Origin of the sequence: Halomonas qaidamensis (genome assembly GCF_025917315.1) — a bacterium.
In the GTDB taxonomy this organism is placed as follows: domain Bacteria; phylum Pseudomonadota; class Gammaproteobacteria; order Pseudomonadales; family Halomonadaceae; genus Vreelandella; species Vreelandella qaidamensis.
Genome location: NZ_CP080627.1, coordinates 2,030,107 through 2,045,824, shown reverse-complemented (window position 1 = coordinate 2,045,824; position 15,718 = coordinate 2,030,107). Strand labels below are relative to the sequence as shown.

Annotated in this window: 15 protein-coding genes; 12 read left to right on the top strand and 3 right to left on the bottom strand. The window is 52.1% G+C overall.

All coding sequences use genetic code 11. The features are described from left to right. The first annotated feature begins 97 nt into the window (after positions 1 to 97). Genes K1Y77_RS09500 through K1Y77_RS09485 form a run of 4 tightly spaced genes read left to right on the top strand, consistent with a single transcriptional unit; the run spans position 98 to position 3,917 of the window. The gene (locus K1Y77_RS09500) at positions 98 to 505 is read left to right on the top strand and encodes a DUF2784 domain-containing protein (RefSeq protein ID WP_264428156.1); all 408 of its coding nucleotides are present in this window, start codon (positions 98 to 100) and stop codon (positions 503 to 505) included. A gap of 54 nt (positions 506 to 559) precedes the next feature. Further along, positions 560 to 1,153, top strand: a complete 594-nt coding sequence (locus tag K1Y77_RS09495) for a LemA family protein (protein ID WP_030072578.1) — start codon at positions 560 to 562, stop codon at positions 1,151 to 1,153. Positions 1,154 to 1,178: 25 nt separating this feature from the next. Further along, positions 1,179 to 3,137 (top strand): M48 family metallopeptidase, encoded by a 1,959-nt coding sequence (locus tag K1Y77_RS09490; protein ID WP_264428155.1) that lies wholly within the window; start codon positions 1,179 to 1,181, stop codon positions 3,135 to 3,137. 60 nt (positions 3,138 to 3,197) lie between these two features. Further along, on the top strand, positions 3,198 to 3,917 hold the full coding sequence (locus K1Y77_RS09485; protein WP_264428154.1) for a ZIP family metal transporter: 720 nt from the start codon (positions 3,198 to 3,200) through the stop codon (positions 3,915 to 3,917). Between the two features lie 5 nt (positions 3,918 to 3,922). Here the strand turns inward: K1Y77_RS09485 and K1Y77_RS09480 are convergent, their stop codons facing one another. Next, positions 3,923 to 5,839: a DNA topoisomerase III gene (locus K1Y77_RS09480; RefSeq protein WP_264428153.1), complete on the bottom strand. Its 1,917-nt coding sequence runs from the start codon at positions 5,837 to 5,839 to the stop codon at positions 3,923 to 3,925. 195 nt (positions 5,840 to 6,034) lie between these two features. On the opposite strand from K1Y77_RS09480, the gene K1Y77_RS09475 reads away from it, so the two are divergent. After that, positions 6,035 to 7,282, top strand: a complete 1,248-nt coding sequence (locus K1Y77_RS09475) for an ABC1 kinase family protein (RefSeq protein WP_264428151.1) — start codon at positions 6,035 to 6,037, stop codon at positions 7,280 to 7,282. A gap of 82 nt (positions 7,283 to 7,364) precedes the next feature. Beyond that, complete coding sequence (locus K1Y77_RS09470) at positions 7,365 to 9,185, top strand: SEC-C domain-containing protein (RefSeq protein WP_030072587.1); 1,821 nt, start codon at positions 7,365 to 7,367, stop codon at positions 9,183 to 9,185. A 2-nt stretch (positions 9,186 to 9,187) separates the two neighbouring features. On the opposite strand, the gene K1Y77_RS09465 is transcribed toward K1Y77_RS09470, so the two are convergent. Further along, on the bottom strand, positions 9,188 to 10,558 hold the full coding sequence (locus tag K1Y77_RS09465; protein ID WP_030072589.1) for an AmpG family muropeptide MFS transporter: 1,371 nt from the start codon (positions 10,556 to 10,558) through the stop codon (positions 9,188 to 9,190). 118 nt (positions 10,559 to 10,676) lie between these two features. On the opposite strand from K1Y77_RS09465, the gene K1Y77_RS09460 reads away from it, so the two are divergent. From K1Y77_RS09460 to K1Y77_RS09440, 6 genes are all read left to right on the top strand, one after another. Further along, a complete protein-coding gene (locus K1Y77_RS09460) occupies positions 10,677 to 11,195 on the top strand; it encodes an FKBP-type peptidyl-prolyl cis-trans isomerase (protein WP_030072591.1) in 519 nt (172 codons plus the stop codon). A 255-nt stretch (positions 11,196 to 11,450) separates the two neighbouring features. After that, complete coding sequence (ccoM, locus tag K1Y77_RS17390; RefSeq protein WP_009724614.1) at positions 11,451 to 11,576, top strand: cytochrome c oxidase subunit CcoM; 126 nt, start codon at positions 11,451 to 11,453, stop codon at positions 11,574 to 11,576. A gap of 228 nt (positions 11,577 to 11,804) precedes the next feature. Then, positions 11,805 to 12,317: a hypothetical protein gene (locus tag K1Y77_RS09455; RefSeq protein ID WP_264428149.1), complete on the top strand. Its 513-nt coding sequence runs from the start codon at positions 11,805 to 11,807 to the stop codon at positions 12,315 to 12,317. Positions 12,318 to 12,361: 44 nt separating this feature from the next. Next, entirely contained in the window at positions 12,362 to 13,438 is a 1,077-nt protein-coding gene (locus tag K1Y77_RS09450) for a GGDEF domain-containing protein (protein WP_084180443.1), read from the top strand. A 218-nt stretch (positions 13,439 to 13,656) separates the two neighbouring features. Further along, positions 13,657 to 13,935 (top strand): hypothetical protein, encoded by a 279-nt coding sequence (locus tag K1Y77_RS09445; RefSeq protein ID WP_264428147.1) that lies wholly within the window; start codon positions 13,657 to 13,659, stop codon positions 13,933 to 13,935. A 31-nt stretch (positions 13,936 to 13,966) separates the two neighbouring features. Further along, positions 13,967 to 15,190 (top strand): PqqD family protein, encoded by a 1,224-nt coding sequence (locus K1Y77_RS09440; RefSeq protein WP_030072599.1) that lies wholly within the window; start codon positions 13,967 to 13,969, stop codon positions 15,188 to 15,190. Here the strand turns inward: K1Y77_RS09440 and K1Y77_RS09435 are convergent. After that, positions 15,187 to 15,702 carry a lytic transglycosylase domain-containing protein gene (locus K1Y77_RS09435; RefSeq protein ID WP_232222370.1) on the bottom strand — a complete coding sequence of 172 codons (516 nt, stop codon included), beginning with the start codon at positions 15,700 to 15,702 and terminating at the stop codon, positions 15,187 to 15,189. The two genes, K1Y77_RS09440 and K1Y77_RS09435, sit on opposite strands and share 4 nt — an antisense overlap. Between the last annotated feature and the right edge of the window lie 16 nt (positions 15,703 to 15,718).

Here is a 15,718-nt window from a genome sequence, read left to right as displayed (position 1 = left end):
AAATGGTTTTGAAGATAGCTTTAAAGACAATGTTGGAGACAGCTGAGCGTGATACTAAATAGTTCATTAGCTGTCTAACTCTCAGGGGTGACTTGTCATGTCGCAACAGGCGCTGCTGTTATTTCTAGCAGACACCGTTTTGGTCATTCATGTGCTATTTGTGGCCTTTGTGGTACTTGGTCTCATTGCTGTCTACGCAGGCTATTTGCTTAACTGGGGTTGGGTGCGTAACCGGACTTTCCGTCTCACCCATCTTTGCGCTATCGGTTATGTAGTCGTGCAGGCGTGGCTTGGGATCGTTTGCCCACTTACCCGTTGGGAGATGGCACTGAGGGTAGAAGCGGGAGCCGCTACCTATGCAGGCTCCTTTATTCAACACTGGTTGAATAGCCTGCTTTATTTCACTGCACCAGAGTGGGTGTTTATACTAATTTATACGGCGTTTGGTAGCTTGGTATTCGCTAGCTGGTTGGTTGTGCGGCCTAACAAGCGTCCCCGTCAATAAGTTGTCACGGCCTGTTTTTTTAACTATCAATGTTTACTCTAGGGAAGGGGATATATGCTCACCACGATCATTATCTTAGTGGTAGTGGCGATTATCGTGTTTTATGTCGTCGCCATCTACAATCGGCTCGTTTCGCTACGAAACCGTTATCAAAATGCCTTTGCCCAAATTGAAGTACAGCTTAAGCGGCGGCATGACCTAATTCCTAACTTAGTAGAGACCGCCAAAGGCTATCTGAGCCATGAGCGGGAAACGCTGCAGTCGGTCATTGAGGCTCGCAACACGGCAGTGGCCGGACTTAAAGCGGCGGCAGCGAATCCAGGTAGCGCCAAAGCGATTGCTGATCTTGGCGGTGCTGAAGGTGCGCTAACTCAGGCGATGGGGCGGCTCAATGTCGTCATGGAAGCTTACCCAGACCTGAAAGCCTCGCAAAATATGATGCAGCTGTCAGAAGAGCTCACCAGCACGGAAAACAAGGTGGCTTTTGCGCGTCAGTCATTTAACGATGCAGTGATGCACTACAACACTTATCGGCAGAGCTTCCCCCCAGTGGCGGTGGCTGGAATGTTTGGGCATGGCCAAGATGCTTCGCTGTTAGAGTTTGAAGACAGCGCTCAGATCCAGGTGGCACCCAAAGTGTCGTTCTAAGCTATAGCGCAGGAGCCAGGATTGCATGGATTTTTTCACTGCTCAGGAACACGCTCGGCGCAAAACCTGGTATCTGGTTATCTTGCTGGTACTGGCAGTGCTGGCGTTGGTGATCGTGACGACATTGGTCGTTGCCATCGCCTTGCATCTGATGAGTGGTGCAGAACAAACCAGCCTTTCGGCACAGGGAATGTGGTCCGCGCTCTCATTTCAACTAGTTGCTGGTGTGGCTATTGGGGTGCTGGCTGTTGTGGTGCTCGGCGGTCTATTTAAACAACGTCAGCTAAGTGGTGGTGGTCGGGCAGTCGCTGAAGCGCTGGGTGGACGAGAGATTAATCTAACGACCCACGACGCCGATGAACGCCGCATTCTCAATGTGGTTGAAGAAATGGCCATTGCATCGGGCACGCTAGTGCCTTCCGTTTATGTCGTAGAAGAAGAGGGCATCAATGCTTTCGCCGCAGGCTTCCAAACCACCGATGCGGTGATTGGTATTACCCGTGGCACCATCCGCAATCTAACGCGGGAAGAGTTGCAAGGTGTCGTTGCGCATGAGTTTAGTCATATTCTGTACGGTGATATGCGGCTAAACATACGCTTGGTCAGCATCCTCCACGGTATTCTTCTGATTGGGCTATTGGGTGGCACTTTGCTACGTAGCATGCGCTATCGGCGTGCTGGCGGCAGTAAACGTAACAACTCAGCGGCGGTAATTTTGGGGCTGGGAGCGGCGCTAATGGTGGTCGGCTATGCAGGCACCTTTTTTGGCAATCTGATTAAGTCAGCGGTCAGTCGGCAGCGCGAATATTTGGCGGATGCTTCGGCAGTACAGTTCACTCGTAACCCCTATGGCATTGGTAATGCGCTGGTCAAGATCGGCTCGCATCGTCAGGGTTCCTACCTGAAAGCGCCTCAGGCAGCGGAATTCAGCCACCTGCTTTTCGGCCAGGGCATAAAACTGGGGTTGACTCGTATGATGGCGACCCACCCGCCACTTAAAAATCGTATTCAACGGGTAATGCCAGACTGGGATGGCCGCTTCGAGGTTCGCTGGTACTCGCAGCAAACTGATCATGACACCCCCGGCTCCGTAGATAGTGAAGATGGCAGTGAAGACCGTTCTGATGCGAAGCTAAGCAAAGGGACGATGACTGCTGTATTAACCGCAGCTTCTGCTCAAACGGCCATTAACGCCATCGGCCAGCCCACTCAACGCCATCTGGCGCAAGCCAGGGCAGCGCTAGAGGCGCTGCCAGAACGAATCAAAACCGCAGCCCATGAACCTTATACTGCTCGTGCGTTAATCTATGCGCTGCTATTAAGTGATAAACCGTCAGTTCGTGAGCAGCAGCTAGAGGCATTACAACAAATTGCCTTGCCAGATGTTTATCGCGTGCTAATGGACATTGGGTCAGAAGTATTGAGGTTGGATATTGAGTTACGACTGCCGCTAGTTGAATTGGCATTACCAGCCTTAAAGTCACTTTCCGTTGAGCAGGCTCAACACTTTCGCCTCTGTATGGAGCGGTTGATCAACGCGGATGGCCACGTCAGTTTGTTTGAATGGATGCTGTATCAGCTGCTGCTGAACAATCTGGGCGAAAAGAACAGTGGACTCGCTCATCTTAAACTCAGCGATTTACAGCGAGAGTGCCAGCGCCTACTCAGTGTGCTAGCGGCAGCTGGCCAGGATAACCCTGACCAGGATAACCCTGAAGAGGTTAGCGCGGCGCTTAACGCAGCGGAAAGCGAGCTGCCGTTCGCCCTGTCTGCCACTAACGAAGTAAGTGATATGCGGGCGTTAAGTTTGGCCGTGGAGCGCTTACGGCGCTTAAAGCCGCTGCAAAAGCCCGTTCTTTTACAAGCCATGGCGCGCTGCATTGAGCATAGCGGGCATATTCGCCCAGCTGAAGCTGAGTTGTTCCGGGTAATGGCCGATATCCTCGACTGTCCGATGCCGCCACTGTTGTCAGATGAGCTGTAAAGTCGTGAGAGGGCAGTGCTTGAAGTCTATGGTCTATAAGCAGAGTGATAGCCAATATCGATGACTGAAATTACGTATATCTTATTATTATCATTGCTAGCTGGCGCGGCGATGCCCACGGGGGCATTGCTCGCTAGGCTTGATCTTGTGCATCCTTATTTCTTGGGTACTTCGTGGCGGCATTTCATTGTTGCTTTTGGCGGGGGTGCGCTTATATCGGCAGTCGCTTTGGTGCTAGTTCCTGAGGGAACGAGCAAACTGTCTCCTTTGTTTTCCGCATTGTGTTTTGCCGCTGGAGGGGTGTGCTTTTATCTTTTGGATACTTTTTTAAGTAGGCTGAACAGCTCTGTTGGACAGCTGGTCGCGATGCTTTCTGACTTTATCCCAGAAGCCATTGCTTTAGGCGCAGCCTTTGCCGCTGGAGGAAGCGCTGGATTATTGTTGGCCCTGTTAATGATTCTGCAAAACTTACCTGAAGGGTTTAATGCTTTTGAGGAGTTAAGCAGTCACTCTCAACTCTCATCAAATAAAATCGTGCTAGCTTTTAGTGGTTTAGCGTTAGTGGGGCCCGCTTCTGCCGTTACAGGGTATTACTTATTGTCTCAGTATGACGAGTTGATGGGCGCTTTAATGCTGTTTGCCAGTGCGGGAATCCTTTATTTAGTTTTCCAGGATATTGCACCAGAATCTAAGCTTGCACATCATAGTATGCCTGCAGTGGGTGCGGTTACTGGCTTCTTGCTTGGTTTAGTCGGCAATATGATGATTGCCGGTGGTTAATAATTTCAGCTCGTCTTTTTTCTGACACCGGTACTTTTCTTTTTCGTATAGCTTTTTCTCGACTTACTAACACGCTTTGTCTGCCCACTGGCCTCGCCTTGGGCTGTTTGCAGGCTCTGCCTTAGCTTGGCCGCATCGCTGTGGGTAAGTAGTCCGCAAAGATCATCCAAGAGTGCTTGCTGAAACGCGCCAGGGTCATCCTGCTGTTCTGAGATTGCCCTAAGCCGCTGTTCCCAAAGGGCGGTGCGTTCCGGCGTGCTTACGGCGCTTGGTAAGGCAGCGATCAGCGCACAGCCCAGCTTGGTGGCACGCAGGGCTTTTTGCTGACGCACCAAGTAGCCACGCTGTACCAGTGTTTCAATAATACCTGCGCGGGTTGCTTCGGTGCCAAGGCCGTCGGTGTCACGTAGCGTACGGCGCACGTTGGGGTCATCTACGTAGCGACCAATGTTCATCATCGCTTTAATTAAACTGGCATCAGTGAACGGTTCCGGCGGGCGGGTTTCTTTCTCTTCAACGCCTGCGCCAAGTGCTTGGCAAGCTTCCCCCTGGGTGAGTGGCGGCAGCGGTGGAGTTTCATCGAGGGTGGTGAAGAGTGGCTTCCAACCGTAATCAAGAATGCTCTGGCCGCGAGCACGGAACGCTTCATCTAACAGGGTGAACTCAGCTTTCACCTCAAAGGTGCGCAGCGGCCGGTAAAACTGCGCCATCACATTGCGCACAATCAACCGAAATACATGGCCTTCAGTAGCGGAAAGCTGGCTAAAGTCGGCGGGCTTGCCCGTTGGTGCTAGGGCATGGTGTGCGCCTACTTGTTTGTCGTTCCAGGCTTTTGAGCGCAGGGTAAAGTCGGCTCCATTCAGCCACTGACGCAGCGTGTCATCGTTCTGGCAGGCGCTGCTTAAGCTACGTTGGGCCAGCGCTAGATGCTCTTCGGGCAGGTAGCGGCAGTCGGAGCGAGGGTAAGTAATTAATTTGTGCTGTTCATAAAGCCGCTGGCAAATATCCAGCACCATCTGTGCGGAAAGCCCATGGCGGCGCGCGGCGTCTACTTGTAGCGCAGAAAGCGAATAGGGCAGCGGCGGCGCTTGGCGTTTTTCCTGTTGATCGAGGGTGGTTAGGGTGCCCCGAGCGCCGGGAAGCCGTGCTGCTAAGGCATCGGCGGGAGTGCGATCAATCAGCCGTCCTTGTTCATCTAAGGGCTGGTGCGCTTTAGGTGCCCACCAGGCGCGCAGCTGGCCTTGGGCCACCTGTAAATCCGCCCACAGCGGGTAGAACGGGTGGGGCTTGAAGTCACGAATGGCATTGTCGCGGCGCACGATCAGCCCCAGTACTGGGGTTTGCACACGGCCAACGGAAAGCACGCCGTCATGCCCTGCTTGGCGGCCGGTTAGCGTCCAGGCGCGGGTTAAGTTAATGCCGTAAAGCCAGTCAGCACGCGAGCGCGCCTGTGCCGCTTGAAACAGCGGCTGGTATTCCATATTGGAGCGCAGCTTGGCAAGTGCACGGCTCACGGCGGGTTTGTTAAGGTCGCTGATCAGCAGCCTCTGAACAGGGCCGCGATACTTCATGTACTCAATTACTTCCTGCACCAGTAGTTGGCCTTCGCGATCTGGATCGCCAGCGTGGACCACGCTGGTGGCCTGCTTAATCAGCTTGCGAATCACTGCCAGTTGCCCACGCGCCTTAGGTCGCGGCATCAGTTTCCACTGCTGCGGCACAATGGGTAACCGATCTAGCCGCCACTGTTTATCGGCGGGGTCGTAAGCTTCGGGTGGGGCCTGTTCTAGCAAGTGGCCTAGGCACCACGTTACCGTGGTGTCGCCGCAGACCATAGCGCCATCCTGGCGTTTTGCGCTGCTGGGTAGTGCGTCAGCAATGGCCCGTGCAAGGCTGGGTTTCTCGGCGATAATCAAGCGCATACAGTGTGTGGCCCTGGCGTTTGGTCAACAAATTGCCATGTTAGCAGAACTTGCAACAGGTTAGCGTGTTGCCTATGCCATAGATAATTAGATGGAGTTGTTTTATAAGTGGATTTGTTTATTTTTGTGTATAGTTTTTGTATAAAATTAACAAATTGAGTAAGCTGTCAGAAAGCAATTACTGAGGCGGTTTACATGCGCGAGCGCGGTAGAACACGACGTTTATTAGGGCTAGGCGCCCGCACTGGCGGGGCGCTGCTGAAAACCCGTTTAGGTGGCCAAGCTGATTGGCGGGCATTGGGTGAAGCGCTGTTTGAAGGGCTTTCTGAACTAAAAGGCCCGGCCATGAAGCTGGCGCAAATTATGTCTCAGTGGGATGACCTGTTGCCCCCAGATTTAGCGAACGAACTCGCTCGTTTACAACGTCAGGCAGAGCCCATGCCGTGGCCGCGTATTCGTGAAGCGTTGGTGCTTCAGTACGGTGATATTAATAAGCATTTTAGCCAAATAGAAGAGCGCCCGTTTGCTAGTGCCTCGATGGGGCAGGTGCATAAAGCAATCACCCTTGCAGGCGAAACCGTAGTGCTTAAAGTGCAGTATCCTGGGCTTGCGGATGTGCTTGAGAGCGATCTGAAACAGGTGAAACGTATTATGAGCCTGGGGCGTTGGTTCAAGGTGCCGCAGGCGCGTTTGGATGCGCTCTTTGAAGAGTTAGCGGCGGGGCTGCGTGAAGAGTTAGATTATCACGCTGAAGCGCAAGCGCTGGCCCGCTATCGTGAGCGGTATCAGGATAATCCTCAGCTGGTGATACCTGAACCGCTGTTTGAGCTTTCAGGGCAGCATGTGTTGGCGATGCGTTACGTGGGAGGCACACCGCTTCGGGATTTAGAAAGCACTGATGATGCCACCCGTCAGAAAGTCGCAGTGGCACTGGCTGATTGGATTACCGAGGAGTTGTTTACCTATGGTGAGCTGCACGCTGACCCTCATGCCGGTAACTTTGCAGCAGATGCAGAAGGGCGCTTGGTTATCTATGATTTCGGCGCAGTGATACCAGTGCCGGAAGCGCGCTTGAAAGCCATGATGCAGTTATTAGATGCCACGCTGGCTCAAGACCCCATGGCGATGGATGATGCGCTAATGAAAATGGGTGGTCGTCAGGGGCAGGGCGCGCCGCTGGCACTTTATCGGGAGTCTGCAGAATGCGTATCGCCGCTGTTTGCCCCAGGTGAGCAGGATTTCAGTGATGTGCGGGTACACCGTCGCTTGCGCGAGCTAACGCCAAAAGTGTGGGCCGCCATGGATCGTCTGCAACCGCCAGCGGATACTTTGCTGCTTTCCCGAGCGCTGAATGGGCACTATTGGAACTTAGTGCGCCTTAAAGCACGTCTAGATATGCATACCCGCACCGAGCCACTGCTAGCCTGGGCGCGCACCCCATAATGAATAGCCGCTGCGGGAGCGTCGCCTGTCATGCTAGACTATTGCGCTTTTCAATAGCGTTTTGAAGACAGTGGAGACGGCAATGCTGGCGGTATGGGTCGATCAACTGCTGGGATTTGCCTCTGGGGCACTCTCGGCAATTAGGCAGCAAGAACACTACCCCGATTTTATGACCTGGGTGCGTGCCGAAGGCGCGGATGCGTTTAATGGCGATGTGGCAACCGCTCAGGCGCTTGCACCTATTTTATGGTCGCAAACGCCGCTAGAGCGGCTTGATTTTGCAAGCGAACCGTTGGCCACCCCAGGCCGCAATGAGCCTTGCTGGTGTGATTCAGGGCGCAAGTTCAAACAGTGCTGCTACCGCGTTGACTTCCCCACGGATATACCTGAACAGATGATGTGGATGCTTTCCCTGCGTGAGTGGAAGGGCGCTACGCTTAAAGCAGCACTAGAAAGCCAACAAGCACCTGCCCAGGCCCTATTAGAAGCCGGGTTAATTGCTGCTGAAAGCGGCCAAACCGGGCGTTCAATGCAGATTCTTGAGTCTCTGTTTGATGGCAGTGATTGGTCGCGTTTGCCGGAGCAGGCCGAGCCTGCCTTTGAAATTTTGCTAGATATTTATCAAGAGCGTGGCTTTACCCGTAAGCGTGCTGATCTGCTTGACGACGTTATGGAGCGCGGCCCGCTGTTTTTGCGCGGTGTAGCGCTAGAACGGCTGTGCTTAATGCACCTGGATAACGATGACTTAGACAGCGCCCGTGCCGCGTTCGTAAAAGCTCAGCAGGCACTGCCGGATTCACCGACGCTAGCCTATATTGAAGCCATGCTGCTGCTGCATGAAGGCCATGAAGCCGAGGCCAAAGAGCGTGCTAATTTCTGGTATCGCCGTCTTGTTCGTCAGGGTGAGCTAGATGAAGAGCAGCTTGAATTTCTAGCAGCCCTGGCAGAAAACCCGGGTGCCACCCTAGCCGACCAGCTGTTGAGTGCTGAAGAAGATATGGCGACGCCGCTGGTGTCGTTGCAGGCGCTGTTAGCTGCACTACCTATCGCTCCAAAGCTTACTATTGAGCAAGATGCCGATTCCGGAAGGTTGCACTACACCACCACTGCACGTGAAGAAACCCTGTTTGCGGCCTGGCACGAACAGTTTCAAGTGATGGTCGATGAAGAAGTTGCCTTGGGCTTTCGCGATGATCCGTGGGTGAATGCAATAGACTGGATGTCTGAGCTGTGTGCTCACCCAGAATGGTTGGATGCCCCCCAGGTAGTGCAAGATTTAACCCTAGCACTGACCAGTCGCTTTGGTAGCCTGCCGTGGATGGCACCGGGGTTGCTGGAACCGCTGGCGTTGCGTCTTTCCCGCTGGCTAGAGCAGGCTCGCGCTGCAGGTGACGGCAGCCTATGTTGGGATGATGCAGATAACGCCATGCTACTGCGGACAGGCCTTGCGCTGGTGGTAGGCATGGAGCGCGGAGCGCGCCAGCACTCCCGCGAGTTGGCCGAAGAGCTGCTCGCTATCGATCCGGAAGACAGCCTCGGCTTGAGGGAGTTGGTACTTGATCAATTATTGCGTGATGACCGCAATGAAGAAGCGCTAGCGCTCACTGAGGAGCCTCAAAAAGACGATGGCTCTTTAGAATTGGGGTTATTGATGGGCCGTACTCTAGCCCTGTATCGGTTGGAAAATCACGATGCCGCTGAAGCAGCACTGGCGGATGTGATCGCCCATAATCGCTACGCCCTTGAGCTGCTATGCGCCGAGAACCCGCGGCCTTCAATGCCTCACGCGGATGGTCAGGTCGATCCTGGCTCCCGCGCAGAAGCATGGCAATATCGTACGTTGATGCGTGACCAGTGGCGCACCACGCCAGGAGCGCTGGCGTGGTTAGCGGATCACCGCTAGCTTTATTTTGCTTCTGCGATCACTGGGGTAGGCACCAACTGCTTATCTCGACTGATCCAGATGGCTAGCAGAATGGCGGGTAACCCGAGCAGAGTGGCCACTACGAAGAAAGTGGCGTATCCCTGAGCGGTGACGACCAGCCCGCCAAAACCACTTAGAAATTTGCCTGGTAGTGTCATCAGCGACGAAAACAGTGCGTACTGAGTCGCGGTATACGCCCGCGACGTTAAGCTAGAGAGAAACGCAATAAAGACCGCACTAGCTAAGCCGTTGGCAAGGTTGTCGCCAATAATGGTGACCACCAGCATGGGCAGTTGGTTGCCAATCAATGCCAAAGCTGCAAACAGTAGATTGGTTACCATGACAAAGCCAGCGCCAATGATAAGCAGTGGCCCAATGCCGTAGCGAGCAACCAGCAAACCGCCAAGAATTCCTCCCGTAATGCTCATGGCAATACCAAAAATATTGGTGACGTTAGCGATAGTAGCCAGCGAAAAGCCTAAGTCGATATACAGTGGATTTGCCATAGAGGCCATGGCAAGGTCGCTAATTCGGAACACTGCGATAAAGACTAAAATGCCTAGCGCCTTTACCCCATAGCGACGGAAGAAGTCGGTAAAAGGGCACACAATGGCACCAATCACCCAAGCACCTAAACGCCGCAAAACTTTTGGTTGGCCACGGCTGGCACGAATGAAGGCACGGACCTTTGGTTCGTGAATGAGTTGAACCGTGAGCGAAGCGCGCTTTGGTTCAGGGCGAATGAGCACAGTGATCACGCCAATGCCTACTAGCGCCGCCATGGAAAGATAAGCGGCATTCCAGGAAAATGCTGAGGCAACGTAGAGCGCACCCGCACCCGCTGCTAGCAGCCCCCCGCGATAGCCGATAATGTAAGTAGAAGCCATCGCAGCCTGTACATCGTCATCTGCTGATTCGATGCGATACGCGTCAATGGCGATATCCTGGGTGGCCGAGCCAAAGGCTACCAGCAGCGCAAAGGTCGCCACCCAGCCCAAATTGCCCACCGGGCTTACCCCCGCTAAGCCAATTAGCCCTATCGCAATCATTCCCTGGGCAAGCAGCATCCAACCACGGCGCTGTCCAAACGAACGCGTCAGGATTGGCAGTGCAAGTCGGTCAACAATAGGTGCCCAAAAAAACTTGATTGAGTAGAGCATGCCAATCCAGGCGAAAAAGCCAATAGCGGCCACTTCTACTCCATCGCTGCGTAACCATGCAGAAAGGGTAGAAAACACCAGCAAAAAAGGCAGGCCTGCAGAAAAACCTAAAAACAACATAGTGATGACAGGGGCGCGACAGTAAATACCGAGCGCACTCGACCAACTACGCCGGGGTATCGGGGTGGGCATGTGGATTAACACTCCTGGAAAGAAAACGTCTGCATCTAGGCCCACTAAAAACTGGTCAGTGATAGACTAGGCCTGATATCCATGACAAAGCCGATAGCTTACCGGAGAGGAGTTTTCCATGTCGATTACAGCCCATCAGGTAGTCACTTTACACTACGTGTTAAGCGATGTGCTTAGCGATGGCAGCACCCGCGTGCTAGACGACTCCAACGCGCGTGCTAAGCCCCTAGAGTATCTCCATGGGCACGATAATATTTTGCCTGGTTTAGAGCGTGCTTTGGAAGATAAAACGGCTGGAGATGAGCTGCGAGTCACGCTTGCACCTGCTGATGCCTACGGAATTCGCAATGAAGACTTAGTGCAAGAAGTGAATCGTGCGTCGTTTGGCAACGCGGTGTTGGAACCGGGCAGCCGTTTCCAAACTGAAGGAGAAGCAGGCCCGCAAATTGTCACGGTGCTGAGCATTGATGGTGACATAGTAACGGTCGATACGAACCACCCGCTGGCAGGTCACACACTTCGTTATCAGGTTAATGTATTAGAAGTGCGGGATGCTACCCGTGCAGAATTGGCCAAAGGGCATCCACTGCCTCCAGGAACTGAACACAGCAAAGTAGAAGATCGAAAAGTGCTTTAATGGTTAATGGGCAGACATTGTCTATTGCTTTGTGCATTGCTGGGGCTTTTAATTTTAAGAGCCATTAAAACGTCAATGCGAACAAAATGTACGACGTATTTTACGCTGAAAGGCTCTTTAAGCGTTAAAAACTGATCCATATCAAGTTCCTGATAGGCCGAGATTAGCCCCTTTAAAAAGCTTGACCCAGGTCAGCTTCCTGCCGGTGTTAAGACACTACGATGGTGTCATACATCACGGCGGGAGGGGATCACCATGTACTGGGATGATACTGTTATTTTCGGTCTAGTTACTGTCGCGTTAATGATCGTTTTTATGATTGGTTGGGTAGGTTTTGTCGTGCGTGATCATCTCCGAAAGGATGAACGTAAAAAGCATTAACGCCGCTTGTTGTGACAGTCGTCAGGGGAGGGGGCTTGCTTTTGATAGTGAGCTTCCTGTTGCCGGCCCATTTGGGCCGGCTTTTTTTGTTGGTAAAAAATTTTGTTGGCAAAAATGGATATCCTAAAACTGTTTCGTTAAGAATGGTTTCTAAGTAATTAGCTGATCTGTCTGGTAGAGTACACAGCAGCACAATTAAGGCATAAAACTGCTAGGAAAACGTTTGCCATGAATGCTGTTACTTCCATTGTTGCCATACGCGGTTTCACGCATCATTTTCTAAAGGCTAGCGCTGTTTGCTTTCTGCTATTACTTAGTTGGCTATCCATGCCAGCTTATGCTCAGGCATTAAGTGTTATTAATGGTGAGAAAACTACAACGCTCTCCACCGATGAATTACGTCAGCAGTCGACAACGACGGTGACTCTATTTGACCCCTTTCAAGGGCGCGAAGTGGCTATGCGTGGGCTTGAGTTTCGTCGTTTTTTAATCGATCAGTTTGGCGAAGTTCCCCCTGCATTGCACTTTACAGCATGGGATGATTACGAAGTAACGCTCAGTGGCTGGGATGATCCTAAATGGTTAATGGTGACAGAAGAGGATGGAGAGCCTCTTACATTGCGTTCTCGTGGGCCATTGCGCTTGGTAGAACAGTCGTACGACGATCAACGAGATATCGAAAATCTGCGTGAATTCAATGATTGGATCTGGATGATTCGTAGCATCGAGGCTCAGTGGTGACCGTCCAACCGCCGCCTAATCCTTTCGCTAGGAAGCGGCGCTATGTGACATGGCTATCGTTAAGCCTAATGAGCTTTATGGCGCTAATGGTGGTGATAGTATACGAAGCTCGCTGGGTATACCCAGAGATACAAGCGTATTTTAGCCAAACAGGCAGTTTGACAGGGCAACAGTTAGCCACCCGATCACGGGAGTATTTACAGCGTGCCCAGCGCTATTTACTTAGCGAATCGCTGTTTGAAGATGAGCAGCAAGCGCTTAGGCTTAATCTAGATCTCGCCTATGGGTTAATTGATATTGACGTGTATCGTCAAAAATATACTTGCACCAATACCAGTCTTCAGACCCTAACGTTGCTGACCCAACGCCTCGATGAAAATAACGTGGCACCGTTTGACGCCGCCGCTGAATTATTAGGCCCCATTGAATGCTTAACACGCATTGAGATGAACCAGCTTGATCTGCGTGGTATGGCGATTAATGAGTTTTCTCAAAACACACGCCGTCATAATCAGGTTGTCACCTATTCTAGTTTGGTGATTTTTGTACTGGGGCTACTGTTTTGGCGAATGCATGAGCGTCAGTTGCGACGTACTGAGCACGCCACAGAGCAAATGTTGATCTGGATGCAGCAGGCAATGTGCGATCCCCTGACAGGCATAGGCAATCGAAGTGCGCTGCATCAAGATATCGTCAATAACGAAGGGGAATCCCTTGCCTTGATTTTGGTTGATATTGACTTTTTTAAGCAATACAACGATTTTTTGGGCCACCCCGAAGGAGATCAACTATTGCGGCGCCTAGCACGCCTTCTCAAACACGTGCTTGGTAAAGACGCAAAACTGTATCGACTCGGAGGTGATGAGTTTGCTGCTGTAGTGCCTTGTAATGACGATGCGCTATTGGTTAGTTATTGTGATCAAGTGACCTCTGCTTTACAGGAAGCCGATTTTAAACATCCTGCGCATCCAGATAATGAAAGGGTAACGCTGAGTATTGGCGCTGTGCGCTTTACTGCAGGGGAGTTCACGCTCTCTACTGCCTATGAAGCGGCTGACAAAGCGCTTTACCGAGTAAAGAGCGCAGGGCGTGATGACTGGCAGATTACCGCAGCTGCATAATGCTTTCACAAAACACAGCAAGTTAATTAAAAAAAGTAAACAATGGGAAAGTGGTGCCCAACCGGTGGTTTGGCATTTGCTTCGGGGCTAGGATTGTTTTTGAAACAGTGTTTCATAACCTTTCTAGCGATTAATCCGGAGTGCTGATATGAGCAATGAAGCCGATTCCCTGCTGAATAAGCAGCGTTCACGCCGTCAAGTGCTAGCAAGTTTAGGCCTTGGCGCCGCTGCACTTTACGTTGCCCCTACGCTGTTTTCCATGGGGCAAGCTGAAGCGCGCGAACATCACCATTCCCGTTCACGTTACTCGCGGCCCAGCTATTCAAGGCCCCGTTATTCAAGACATAGCTATTCAAGACCAAGCTATTCAAGACATAGCTATTCAAGACCTCGCTATTCAAAAACAAAGCATTCACGCCCAGGTTATTCCCGCCCTTACTACTCTCGCCCACAGCGCTCTCGTTGGGATAGAGACGCTGTTATTGAGATTCGCATAAGTCGTTTATTACCTCGCTGGTAGGATTGAACGTGGCTAGCACATCGATTACTGACGATTATGCACTGGAAAATATTGGTCCTTGCTTGCGCTTGGTTGATGCTGAAAACCTACTTCCAGTGATTCAACAGGCAATGCCTGGCTGGCAGTTAACACCCTGTGAGCCTCAGCAGCATGCGCCTGCTATTTGCGTTTGGCAGCATCCTAATGGTTACTGGCAGGAAGCGCCGGCATTACCGGGTGGCATGTTATTAGATACACCCGCAGGAACCGCATGCAGTGTGATTGCTGATTTAGCAGGTGCCTATCTTCGGCATCATCCTGAGCATATTGGGATTCACTGCGGGGCGGTAGAGGTTAATCAACAGCTAGTAATATTTCCGGATAGCCACCGAGCGGGTAAAAGTACTCTGACCGCAGCGTTTGCCGCGGCTGGTTATCGGGTGTTCGGCGATGATGTACTTACACTTAACAGTTATGGTGAAGGGATAGCGCTGGGTGTTGCACCTAGGTTGCGTTTACCGTTGCCCGAGACTCTAGCGTCTGAGTTTCATCAGTTTGTTGCCACTCATCTTGGGCCGCATGATGATCGCTACGGCTACTTAGCGTTAAACGAGCAGCAGCTGGCATCACATGGGGTGCGTTGTCCGCTAGGCGCCATACTCCTTATTGAGCGCGATGAATCGATCAGTGAGCCACAGCTTGTTCGCCTGCAGCCAGGGGATGGACTCTGGCAGTTGTTGCAGCAGAATTTTGCTGAGCATGAGTCGGATAAAACGTTGATTGAACGCTTTTTGCCACTCTTAAAAGATTTGCCGTGTTTTTTAATGCGTTACCGAGATGCTTACGAAGCGGCAACGTGGCTGGCAACCGAGATAGATAACGATGGGTTTCTTGGCGGTGCTGTGGCGACGAATATGTGTCGTCGCCAAACTGCGCCTGAGGCGTTCAAACAGAGCCATGCACTGGCACCAAACGACACGCGCAGGTGGCAAATTAGCCCGGTGGCTCATGAGTTTCCATTGGGTGAAGAGCTGTTCGTCATTGCGAAAGAGGGCGGCGAAATTCATCGTTTGAATGTGACGAGTAGAGCCGTGTGGGCGCTGCTGCAGCATGAGGCTCTATGCCAAGATGACATTGTTGATACCTTAATGGCTTTTTTTGTTGGTGCTAGCAGGCAAAGTATCAAGCGGGATATCTGCCATTTACTGGGCCAGCTAGTCAGCTTAGGGTTAGTGCAGCCTGTCGCCGATTAACGCCAATCATCTCGCCATGCTTTTAGCACCCGTTCTGGGTACCATGTTTGTCCTAGGCTGCCGTTATAACGAGCCAATGCGCGGGTGAAGTCGCCGCGTTCGACGGCGAGGTAGTGGGCTAAAATAGTGCAGCCATAACGCAGATTACGATTAGGATCGCTAAGGTTGTCTATTGGCAGGCCAAGCTCTTCGACCCAGAAAGGCATAATTTGCATGAGTCCGGTAGCGCCAGCAGACGAGACCGCATCGGCTTCAAATGCGCTCTCTACTTGAATGAGAGCTAGCACTAGCTCAGGTGGTAAGCCCGCTAAATGGGCTTCTTGGTACAGCCTCGTTAATAATTCGTGGCGTTGTGCTGGTTCGCGGATAAACCGTGATAGTGGCGCATCCATACGGCTACGCCACTGTTGCAACTGCTGCTGAGAATAAGATGTTTGTTGATGGGCAGCATCAAGGGTCAGTCGCAGCGGTGCTGCCACTGCATTGGCCGTCAGCAAGGCAGCAATGAACATGCTGCCTGCTAAAAGC

Bases quoted from the DNA above. Each gene is read 5' to 3' on its own strand.
- K1Y77_RS09490 (WP_264428155.1), top strand. From the start codon at position 1,179: ATGGATTTTTTCACTGCTCAGGAACACGCTCGGCGCAAAACCTGGTAT.
- ccoM (WP_009724614.1), top strand. From the start codon at position 11,451: ATGTACTGGGATGATACTGTTATTTTCGGTCTAGTTACTGTCGCGTTA.
- K1Y77_RS09495 (WP_030072578.1), top strand. From the start codon at position 560: ATGCTCACCACGATCATTATCTTAGTGGTAGTGGCGATTATCGTGTTT.
- K1Y77_RS09470 (WP_030072587.1), top strand. From the start codon at position 7,365: ATGCTGGCGGTATGGGTCGATCAACTGCTGGGATTTGCCTCTGGGGCA.
- K1Y77_RS09480 (WP_264428153.1), bottom strand. From the start codon at position 5,839: ATGCGCTTGATTATCGCCGAGAAACCCAGCCTTGCACGGGCCATTGCT.
- K1Y77_RS09455 (WP_264428149.1), top strand. From the start codon at position 11,805: ATGAATGCTGTTACTTCCATTGTTGCCATACGCGGTTTCACGCATCAT.
- K1Y77_RS09465 (WP_030072589.1), bottom strand. From the start codon at position 10,558: ATGCCCACCCCGATACCCCGGCGTAGTTGGTCGAGTGCGCTCGGTATT.
- K1Y77_RS09485 (WP_264428154.1), top strand. From the start codon at position 3,198: ATGACTGAAATTACGTATATCTTATTATTATCATTGCTAGCTGGCGCG.
- K1Y77_RS09500 (WP_264428156.1), top strand. From the start codon at position 98: ATGTCGCAACAGGCGCTGCTGTTATTTCTAGCAGACACCGTTTTGGTC.
- K1Y77_RS09460 (WP_030072591.1), top strand. From the start codon at position 10,677: ATGTCGATTACAGCCCATCAGGTAGTCACTTTACACTACGTGTTAAGC.
- K1Y77_RS09475 (WP_264428151.1), top strand. From the start codon at position 6,035: ATGCGCGAGCGCGGTAGAACACGACGTTTATTAGGGCTAGGCGCCCGC.
- K1Y77_RS09435 (WP_232222370.1), bottom strand. From the start codon at position 15,702: ATGTTCATTGCTGCCTTGCTGACGGCCAATGCAGTGGCAGCACCGCTG.